Below are 8920 nucleotides of genomic sequence, written 5' to 3' on the forward strand. Positions count from 1 at the left end.
GATTGTTGCAAAAAGGAGCAACAATACCGCCAAAATCAAGGTGTGCTTTTTCATTGTATTCCGAGGGCTGACACCCTCGGCTATTATATTGTCGCCCCTTCAGGGCTCGGGGTTTCGGCAGGGAGAATATCCGTTTTTATCGATTTTGTTTTCGTTATGATTTTGTCAGGATTGTTGCAAAAAAAAGAAACAATACCGCCAAAATCAAGACGTACCTATACCTAATTTCTCGAGGGTTGATGCTCTTGGCTAACATATTGTCATACCCTTTGGGAATTAGGGTTTTAGTGGAATTATTATTGTGCCTTTTTTATTTTTTTTTCGGCATGATTTGTGGTTTTTGGAAGGGGAAAAGACAATTAACCAAGACCAAGACCAAGAGCATGTTTGAAATTAGCGATCTACCTAAATTCTTTTTGGCATTTTTTCTGGTGTTGCCAATTATATCAATTCTACATGAAGGAGGGCACGTATTTTTTGCCTGGTTAATGGGTGGTAAGAACGTAAAAATAAGTGTGGGTTCAGGAAAACCAATTGTTAATTTGGGAATGCTTGAGGTTCGCAAATACTATTTTTGGTACGGGGTCTGTACATTTGAGAATTTAAAAAGAAAGCAAAAATGGAGCAATATACTGATCTTTGGTGGGGGGAGTATCTTCAATATTGTAGGGATAATATTGGTGTTATTTCTGATAAAGCAAGGGTTGATAAGTGAAAGTATGTTCACTTATCAGTTCACTTATTTCTCATTCTATTATGTTTTTTTTGCCATGCTTCCAATGCCTTACCCCGGGGGAAATTACAGTGATGGCAAAGTGATATTGGATCTTATAAAAGGAAAGTCTACCATCATTAAAGAAAGGGTAATTACTGTAAAGCGGGATGGGGAGAAGGAGCAATGGCAGGTGTTAAGTGATGATGGGGGCTTGGTTCAGGTGTTTAAAAATGAAAAGGAGGCTTACGATAAAGCAAGGGCTATAGCAGTAAGGGCTAAGCCAAGTAAAATAATTTTTCATCAAGAAGGGGAGGAAAAAGAAGTTCACAATTTCCCGAAGGTTCCATTATAGGTTATTTCGCAACCCATAATGGAACTCCATAATTCGCATTAAAAAGTTCTTCAGTTACGCTTCCAATTGCAAAAGGTGAAAATGTATTCCCTCCTTTGTCTGCCACCACCATAAGGTCAGCATTTGATTTTTTTATATTGGCAATGATTTTTTGTGCCGTACCGGATTCTCTGCCGTGAAAAACCAGAGGTTCAATAGACTCGGGATAAGCCGTTTTTCTTATGTACTTTTCTATTTTTTCTTTCATGTGTTTTTCTACTTTTGGCGCCATAAATTCCGGTGAAACATATGGGGAAAACTGCAAGGGCACACTGTAAACATGAACTAGTTTGAGTGATGTTTTTTCTTTTTCATATAAAGCCTCTGTTACTTGAAACACCTTGCGAGATTCGGGAGAAAAATCTGTTCCGGCCCAAATCGTTTCAATTTTGAATTTTGCAAGGCGAGGGATCGCTAGTACATCACACCTTAGCAGTTTTAGTAATTTGCTACTTACTAAGCCTGTACCTTTTTCATGTTTTTTGTTGCCTACCAAAACAAGTTGGATCCCGTATTTGTCTACAACATATTTGATTAATGACTCACTGTAAGGGTCCTCAGAAATTAATACTTCGGAAGGGATTTCTGAACTAAAGTGCTCCTGAACTTTTTCATTCAATTCATCTCCAATTACCTCATCAAGGTTTATCTCCTTCAATTGTTCTTCAAAGAGTTCTGAAATGTCATATTTTTTAATGTTGTGAACAAAATAAACTTTTTCAGCCTTTAATTTTTCAGCAAGAAATGAGCTGTATTGGATCAGTACCTCATCTAAGTCTGAAAGGTCTAGTGCTACAAGTATGTTCTTATATTCCTTTTTCATAACCGATTCTTTATTGATTGGGTTTTGTTTTTTCCGAACTGCGTTTTTTAATGATATCTGCCAGCCTTTCTTCATAGCTTTCCCATTCCTTTTGGGCTTTTCGCTCTTCAGATTGTTGCTTTTCATCTTTTAGGGCAATGAATAAGGAATAGCACATAAATAGGAGAATAAAAGCAAAAGGAAGACCTGTAGCTATAGATGCCGTTTGTAAGGCTTGTAGACCGCCGCCGATTAGAAGGACTGCTGCTACAGCGCCTTCGGTAAGTGCCCAGAAAATTCTTTGTCCTACAGGTGCATCAATTTTTCCTCCTGAGGTAAGGCTGTCTACCACCAAAGATCCTGAATCTGATGAAGTGATAAAAAATCCGGCAATCAAGATAACTCCTATCACATTTAGAATGACCGCAAAAGGGTAGTTTTCCAAGAAAACAAACAAAGCTGTCGCTACATTATCTTCTACGGCATTCAGTATGGTAGGATCTCCTGATAATGCTTGCTGAATGGATGTGCTTCCAAAAGCAGTGATCCAGAAAAAAGTAATGAGTGAAGGGACAAATAGTACACCCAGGATAAATTCTTTAATGGTTCGACCCTTGCTAATTCTGGCAATAAACATGCCCACAAATGGAGACCAAGCTATCCACCAGCCCCAGTAAAAAACAGTCCATGCATTTTGCCAGTTATTTCCTGTATAGCTTTCTGTCCAGGTGGCAATTTCCAGAAAACTGTAAAGGTAATTGCCGGTGTTTTGAACAAATGACTGAAAGATGAAAATCGTAGGCCCCAGAATAACTACCAGTGCCAGTAAGAGCACTGCTATCCTCATGTTCCACTCGCTTAAGAATTTCACGCCCTTGTCTACTCCCAAAACAACAGAAACTGTTGCGATAAGTGTAATGCCTGCTATTAGAGAGACCTGTGTGACAATCCCACTACTGATTCCGAATACATGGGCCAAGCCTGCTGCAATCTGTTGTACGCCCAAGCCTAAGGAAGTGGCAAGCCCAAAGAGGGTGGCTAAAACAGCAAAAATGTCAATAAGATCTCCCCATTTTCCATAGATTTTGTTTCCCATGATAGGATAAAAAACGGAGCGGATTGTCAGGGGAAGTCCGTGAGAATAGGTGAAATAGGCTAAGGATAAACCTACTAAAGCATATACTCCCCAGGCATGAAATCCCCAATGTAAAAATGTAAAATTCATGGATTCCTGAGCGGCAAAAGGTGTCCCCCCTTCCGTTAGTGGTGGTGTCATAAAATGGGTGACCGGCTCTGCTATGCTCCAAAACAACAAGCCTATGCCCATTCCTGCGCTGAAGAGCATGGCAAACCAAGAGAGGGTTTTGAACTCGGGTCTGGCATCTTTGCCGCCTATTCTTATCTCGCCATATTTACTAAAGGCTAGATATATAACGAAAATCAAAAATACATTTACACACAGGATAAAGAACCAACCTACTGTGTTGGAAATAAAACTTTGGATTTCATTAAAATAGGATTCTGCTTGCTCCCTGAAAATAAGGGTAAGCGCTATGCTTACAATAATGAAAATGGTAGAGGTAAAGAATACCGGTCCATTTACATCCAATCCCATGATTGATTTTCTTTCATCGCTTCTTAATATCTTCTTAGCCATACAGTATTTGTTTATTACTAGTAATGTTTTCTGATTCTAAAAATAGTATCCAATATTGACGTTGAATCTGGCTTCCCAGCTTGCTTCAGGCGTTCCCCTGCTAAAATCGTCAACAAAATTTCCTCCCAGCCAGGAATGATTCAAGCCGGCAGCATAATCAATATAAGTATAAATATTTCCCGCAGTGATTAGCAATCCGGTCACATTCATAATTGAGTCATAAAAATCCTCCTTTTTCTTCTGCATGTATCCGAAATCGTTGTATATCTTTAAAGAGGAAATTGGATCCCATTCTACGGGTATATTTCGGGCAATGGTAAAGGTATAAATATTAAAGTCAGCAGCCACATTATAGGCTGCTCCATAGGCTGCCATTGAAATCTCGTCCCTTGAAATACCTGCGGCATTTGCCGGGTTATTGGAAATGTTCATGGCTTCTGTTTTGATGTTCCAGTCATTATAAGTGAGTTCGTAGTGTATCGCCAGTCCATAATGATTGCCTGTTTCTTCCGTGTCTAAATTAAAAAGTCGTCCGTATTGGCCTGAGACACCAAGCCTATGCTTTAGTTGCTTGCCAAATTTGTAAATGAATTTACCATTCAATTGGTTGAACTCTTTGTTTCTCCCTGCTACATCATACGCATACCTGCTGTGCGTAATTTCAGTGGTGTTTCCAAAACGTGTTTCTTCTGCATTTTTAAAAAAGGCCAATTGGTATTCCACCTTATCTCCAGTGTGCATGTATTTTATACCCATGTCATGGTCATCTTCTAGTCCTACATAATAAGGTAGGTTGAAAAACCAATTGTTGGAGTTGTATTGCTGAATTCCAAAAGGCACCTGAGTTAGCCCTAATTGGATTTCATTGGTTTCATCAAAATGGTACCCAAACCAACCTTGTTTAAGCATTCCGCCACCAAAAGCATTGCTATACAATCGGTATTCAGCATTGAGGTTAATGCCTTTATAGGCGGCCTTTGCATTTATTCGGAATAAATCATATCCAAACTCTCCTCCTCTTCTTTTTTGAGCAGGCTTCCAGGAGGATAGGTTGTAATTAAACCTCAATGCTCCGCCTATGGCTACTTCAGGTACTTCCTGTGCATCTGCGGTATATAAGGTTGTTTCTACCATAAAAATAAAGGATAAAAGTATAAGGTATTTAAATTCTATTGGCATCGTGTTATTAATTACCCTGTGGGTCTTGAATTCTAGAAAGGTATTTCCTCTTATCGAATAAAAATTATTTTCATACATTAAGATTAGACCAATGATAAGTTGTATCAGAAAGGGCTAGGTATTGCTTATTATTATAAAGGTATATCATTGTTTTTTTGTGACTTAGAAGCAGGACTGAATTTTTCACATCCTAATGTTTCAATTTTGCTTAACCCGCAATTACTTTGCCATTCATCGGATTGCTATTTTAAATTTTAAATAATTTTAAACCGGTAACTTTAATAGTTTGGCTTAGAAAGAGGAGCTATTTTTCTTATAAGACAAAAGAAAAATTGGTAGTTAGACTTATAGTAATTTGCTAGGTCTGGTTAATAGGACGATTGCTTACGGCTATGGATCTTACGCTAAAAAAGGAGGCTTTTTAATTTTGATGGGTAGAAAAAGAAAAACCCCAAATACTGAAAGTATAAGGGGTTCAATGTAGCCTCGGCAAGAATCGAACTTGCATCTAAAGTTTAGGAAACTTCTATTCTATCCATTGAACTACGAGGCTAATTATTTGTTAAGAAAGGGAACCCAATTGATTTGCAGGGTTTTAACCTGGATAGGCCTGGTCTTTGGGATCTTTTTCCCTTAAAAACACCGCAATTTAAACCATTATTTTTCTATTACGCAAATAAAATTTAGTCTTATTGTTCTTTTTGATATTATTACCTTATCTTTGCAGTCCAAAAATTAACGATGGACGGGATCCATCAATTAACTAAAAGTCAATATAATATGGCAGTAAAAATCAGATTAGCACGTAGAGGTCGTAAAAAAATGGCCATCTATGATGTAGTAATTGCTGATGCTAGGGCTCCACGAGATGGACGCTTTATCGAGAAAATCGGGTCTTACAACCCAAATACTGACCCTGCATCCATTAACATCAACAACGACCGAGCGTTGAAATGGTTGATGAATGGTGCGCAACCAACCGATACTGTGAAGGCGATGCTTTCCTATCGTGGCGTCATGTTGAAAAAACACCTTCAAGTGGGTGTTGTAAAAGGTGCAATTACGCAAGAGCAAGCGGATGAAAAATTCCAATCTTGGTTAGAAGGCAAAGAGAAAGCCATTTCTAGCAAAGTAGAGAAGATTCAATCTGCTAAAGAGAGCGTTAAAAAAGCAGCATTGGAAGCAGAAACTGCTAAAAACCAAGCTCGTCTTGACGCAATCAAAGAAAGAGAAGATGCAGCCAAAGCTGCAGCTGAGGCTGAAGCCAAAGCCGCTGAAGAAGCTGCTGCTCCTGCAGAAGAAGCGCCAGCTGAAGGAGAAGCTCCTGCAGCCGGAGAAGAAGCATCAGAAGACAAAGCATAAACTGATCTACAGCCATGAACAAAGACAATTGTTACCAATTGGGCCATATTGCCAAAGTTCATGGGCTACATGGAGAGGTTATACTAGTGCTGGATGTTGATTATCCCGATGACTATGAAGGTCTAGGACATGTATTTGTGGAGAATGGTAACAGGTTGGTTCCTTATATTTTGGAGCACATGGTACCACAGCCCAATAACAGGTTTTTAGCCAAGTTTGAGGAATTTGATCATGTAGACAAAGTAAAACCCATGGTTGGTTCGGCTTTATACCTGCCGGTTACCGCGCTCCCGGAACTTGATGAGGACCAGTATTATTTTCACGAGTTGGTGGATTTTCTGGTTGTAGACGAGGAACTTGGGGAGTTGGGGAAAGTTAAGGTGATCTATGATATGGAGACCCAAGACTTGATTGGTATGGAATACAAAGACAGAGAAGTACTCATTCCTTTAAAGGATGGGATCATACAAAAAGTAGATAAGGCAGAGAAAAAAGTTTTCTGTCGCTTGCCTGAGGGCTTGATTGACATTTATCTGGAAGATTGATAGCTGATGCATATTGATATCATAACCGTTTTACCCGGCCTGCTTGAAGGTCCCTTTTCTCATTCAATTTTGAAGAGGGCTGAAGAGAAAGGTTTGGCAAAAGTGGAAGTTCATGATCTAAGAACTTATGGTATTGGTAAGCAAAAGACAGTAGATGGTTATGCTTTTGGTGGTGGCGCAGGAATGGTCATGATGATCGAGCCCATAGCCAATTGTATCAATTCCCTAAAGAAATTAAGGGATTATGATGAAATTATCTACATGACACCTGATGGTGAAACATTTAATCAGGGATTGGCCAATACTTTGTCATTGAAAAAAAATCTTATCATTCTTTGCGGTCATTATAAAGGCGTAGATGAAAGGGTAAGGGAACATTTCATTACAAAGGAGATCAGCATAGGTGATTTTGTGCTTTCAGGAGGAGAGCTTCCTGCGGCATTGATAACAGATGCGATTATTAGGTTGCTTCCAGGTGTTTTGAATGATGAGACTTCTGCTTTGACAGATTCTTTCCAGGATGGCCTATTGGCGCCTCCGGTTTTTACCAGGCCTGCAGAATATGCAGGATGGAAGGTGCCTGAGGTTTTGCTTTCGGGACATGCTGCTAAGATAGAGTCATGGAGGTTTGAACAATCGGTACGTCGCACTCATGAAAGGAGGCCTGATTTAATGCAAGGCGAATACTCCAAGGAGAATGACGATAATAACATAGAACGAAAAGATAATTAAGGATACTTTTAAAGTGTCCAGGAAAGCGATAAGCAAAATAGTAAAGCAATGAGCGAACTACTTATTAAATTCGTAGAACAGGAGTACAAGGATGTAAGGTCCAAATTCCCGTCTTTTAAGGCAGGAGATACTATTAATGTTCACGTAAAAATTACTGAGGGTGCTAAAGAAAGAGTACAGCAGTTTCAGGGAACCGTGATTCAAAGAAAAAATGTTAATACCAATGGTGAAACTTTTACCGTAAGGAAAATTTCTAATGGTATTGGTGTAGAAAGAATATTCCCAATCATCTCTCCAAGCATTGAAAAAATTGAGGTTTTGAGAGAAGGTAAAGTAAGAAGAGCCAGATTATTCTACTTGAGAGGAAGACATGGTAAGTCCGCAAGGATTAAAGAAAAAATCAGGGTAAAAAAATAATTACCTTGACCGATCAATTATAAAAAGGGAACCATGCGGTTCCCTTTTTTTTGTTTCTAATATAGTGTGTTGTTTTAGTTTTTTAGCTTCTTTCCATAGTATATAAGTTGTTGCCTTATTCCTTCCATGTAAAATTTTTCGGAAACAGGATAGTGCAGGATAGTCATTTGGTTTATTTTAAGTTTATTTCATTACGATTCGTAATATTTAAATTTATAATAAAACCCAAATAATTATGAGAAAACGATATGATTGGATGCAATCTTATCTTCGAATCCTTATGACTTTTCTGATGGTAATGATTGTTATGGTGGGCTATTCCCGTCAAGCAAGCCAAATTTCAGGAATAGTGGTGAGTGTGGATGATAATGAGCCATTACCGGGTGTGTCTATCCTGGTTAAAGGTACCAGTAGAGGGACTGTCACAAATATGGAAGGAGCGTTTTCTGTTCAAGCTGCTCCCGGTGACGTTCTCACAGTAAGTTTTATAGGTTTCGAAAGTCAAGAGGTAACCGTCTCCGGTGGGCGGACTAACTATGAAATTTCTATGGAATCTTCCATGGGGGATTTGGGAGAAGTAGTAGTGGTAGGATATGGATCCCAAAGAAAAGCAGACATTACCTCAGCAGTGTCTGTGATCAATATGGACAATATTGGAGAAGTGCCCACCACCAATGTTTCAAGGCTGTTGCAGGGACAAGCTGCAGGAGTACAGGTAAGGCAAAATTCCGGAAGGCCCGGAGAAGAAATGGAAGTTACCATTAGGGGAATAGGTTCTTTAGGGGCAGGTAGTCAACCACTGTATGTTGTAGATGGATTCCCTGTTGGCACTTCATTGGGGCAAAGTCTCAATCCTTCAGATATAGAGAGCATGACCGTTTTGAAAGATGCTGCTTCCACAGCTATTTACGGTGCAAGAGGTTCCAATGGAGTAATTTTGATCACAACAAAATCAGCCAAAGAAGGAACTGTAAACCTTGATTTTGTTGTCAATCAAGGCGTGCAAAATATCCCCGATGGAAGAAGAACCAAAATGATGAATGGGGTTGAGTTTGCCCAGTTTAAACACGATAGTTTTGTAGACAGGATCAGGTATTACGAAAACAGGGAACCTTCCATT

10 protein-coding genes and 1 tRNA gene are annotated in these 8920 nt (G+C 39.2%); 7 read left to right on the forward strand and 4 right to left on the reverse strand.

The window, feature by feature from the left end; genetic code table 11:
* Together AAC037_RS12555 and AAC037_RS12560 are read left to right on the forward strand one after the other, a co-directional pair.
* On the forward strand, positions 1-225 hold a 225-nt coding region (locus tag AAC037_RS12555; RefSeq protein WP_339903319.1), incomplete at its 5' end, for a hypothetical protein.
* A 158-nt stretch (positions 226-383) separates the two neighbouring features.
* Positions 384-1067 (forward strand): site-2 protease family protein, encoded by a 684-nt coding sequence (locus tag AAC037_RS12560; protein ID WP_339903320.1) that lies wholly within the window; start codon positions 384-386, stop codon positions 1065-1067.
* Between the two features lies 1 nt (position 1068).
* Here the strand turns inward: AAC037_RS12560 and AAC037_RS12565 are convergent, their stop codons facing one another.
* The 4 genes from AAC037_RS12565 to AAC037_RS12580 form a co-directional block, all read right to left on the reverse strand.
* A complete protein-coding gene (locus AAC037_RS12565) occupies positions 1069-1929 on the reverse strand; it encodes a universal stress protein (RefSeq protein WP_339903321.1) in 861 nt (286 codons plus the stop codon).
* A 10-nt stretch (positions 1930-1939) separates the two neighbouring features.
* Positions 1940-3565 carry a BCCT family transporter gene (locus AAC037_RS12570; protein ID WP_339903322.1) on the reverse strand — a complete coding sequence of 542 codons (1626 nt, stop codon included), beginning with the start codon at positions 3563-3565 and terminating at the stop codon, positions 1940-1942.
* A 36-nt stretch (positions 3566-3601) separates the two neighbouring features.
* Positions 3602-4744: a hypothetical protein gene (locus AAC037_RS12575; protein ID WP_339903323.1), complete on the reverse strand. Its 1143-nt coding sequence runs from the start codon at positions 4742-4744 to the stop codon at positions 3602-3604.
* A gap of 481 nt (positions 4745-5225) precedes the next feature.
* Positions 5226-5297, reverse strand: a tRNA-Arg gene (locus tag AAC037_RS12580).
* A gap of 227 nt (positions 5298-5524) precedes the next feature.
* Here AAC037_RS12580 and AAC037_RS12585 point away from each other — a divergent pair.
* The 5 genes from AAC037_RS12585 to AAC037_RS12605 all read left to right on the forward strand — a co-directional run.
* Positions 5525-6106, forward strand: coding sequence for a 30S ribosomal protein S16 (locus AAC037_RS12585; RefSeq protein ID WP_303615081.1), 582 nt, complete (start codon positions 5525-5527; stop codon positions 6104-6106).
* Positions 6107-6120: 14 nt separating this feature from the next.
* Positions 6121-6651, forward strand: a complete 531-nt coding sequence (gene rimM, locus AAC037_RS12590) for a ribosome maturation factor RimM (protein ID WP_339903324.1) — start codon at positions 6121-6123, stop codon at positions 6649-6651.
* A 6-nt stretch (positions 6652-6657) separates the two neighbouring features.
* Positions 6658-7383, forward strand: a complete 726-nt coding sequence (trmD, locus tag AAC037_RS12595; RefSeq protein ID WP_339903325.1) for a tRNA (guanosine(37)-N1)-methyltransferase TrmD — start codon at positions 6658-6660, stop codon at positions 7381-7383.
* A gap of 48 nt (positions 7384-7431) precedes the next feature.
* Entirely contained in the window at positions 7432-7800 is a 369-nt protein-coding gene (gene rplS / locus AAC037_RS12600) for a 50S ribosomal protein L19 (protein ID WP_339903326.1), read from the forward strand.
* 235 nt (positions 7801-8035) lie between these two features.
* The coding region (locus tag AAC037_RS12605; RefSeq protein ID WP_339903327.1) for a TonB-dependent receptor plug domain-containing protein at positions 8036-8920 on the forward strand (885 nt) is incomplete at its 3' end.

The sequence above is a fragment of the uncultured Cyclobacterium sp. genome (assembly GCF_963976465.1).
In the GTDB taxonomy this organism is placed as follows: Bacteria; Bacteroidota; Bacteroidia; order Cytophagales; family Cyclobacteriaceae; genus Cyclobacterium.

Bases quoted from the DNA above. Each gene is read 5' to 3' on its own strand.
- AAC037_RS12560 (WP_339903320.1), top strand. From the start codon at position 384: ATGTTTGAAATTAGCGATCTACCTAAATTCTTTTTGGCATTTTTTCTG.
- AAC037_RS12565 (WP_339903321.1), bottom strand. From the start codon at position 1,929: ATGAAAAAGGAATATAAGAACATACTTGTAGCACTAGACCTTTCAGAC.
- AAC037_RS12570 (WP_339903322.1), bottom strand. From the start codon at position 3,565: ATGGCTAAGAAGATATTAAGAAGCGATGAAAGAAAATCAATCATGGGA.
- AAC037_RS12575 (WP_339903323.1), bottom strand. From the start codon at position 4,744: ATGCCAATAGAATTTAAATACCTTATACTTTTATCCTTTATTTTTATG.
- AAC037_RS12585 (WP_303615081.1), top strand. From the start codon at position 5,525: ATGGCAGTAAAAATCAGATTAGCACGTAGAGGTCGTAAAAAAATGGCC.
- rimM (WP_339903324.1), top strand. From the start codon at position 6,121: ATGAACAAAGACAATTGTTACCAATTGGGCCATATTGCCAAAGTTCAT.
- trmD (WP_339903325.1), top strand. From the start codon at position 6,658: ATGCATATTGATATCATAACCGTTTTACCCGGCCTGCTTGAAGGTCCC.
- rplS (WP_339903326.1), top strand. From the start codon at position 7,432: ATGAGCGAACTACTTATTAAATTCGTAGAACAGGAGTACAAGGATGTA.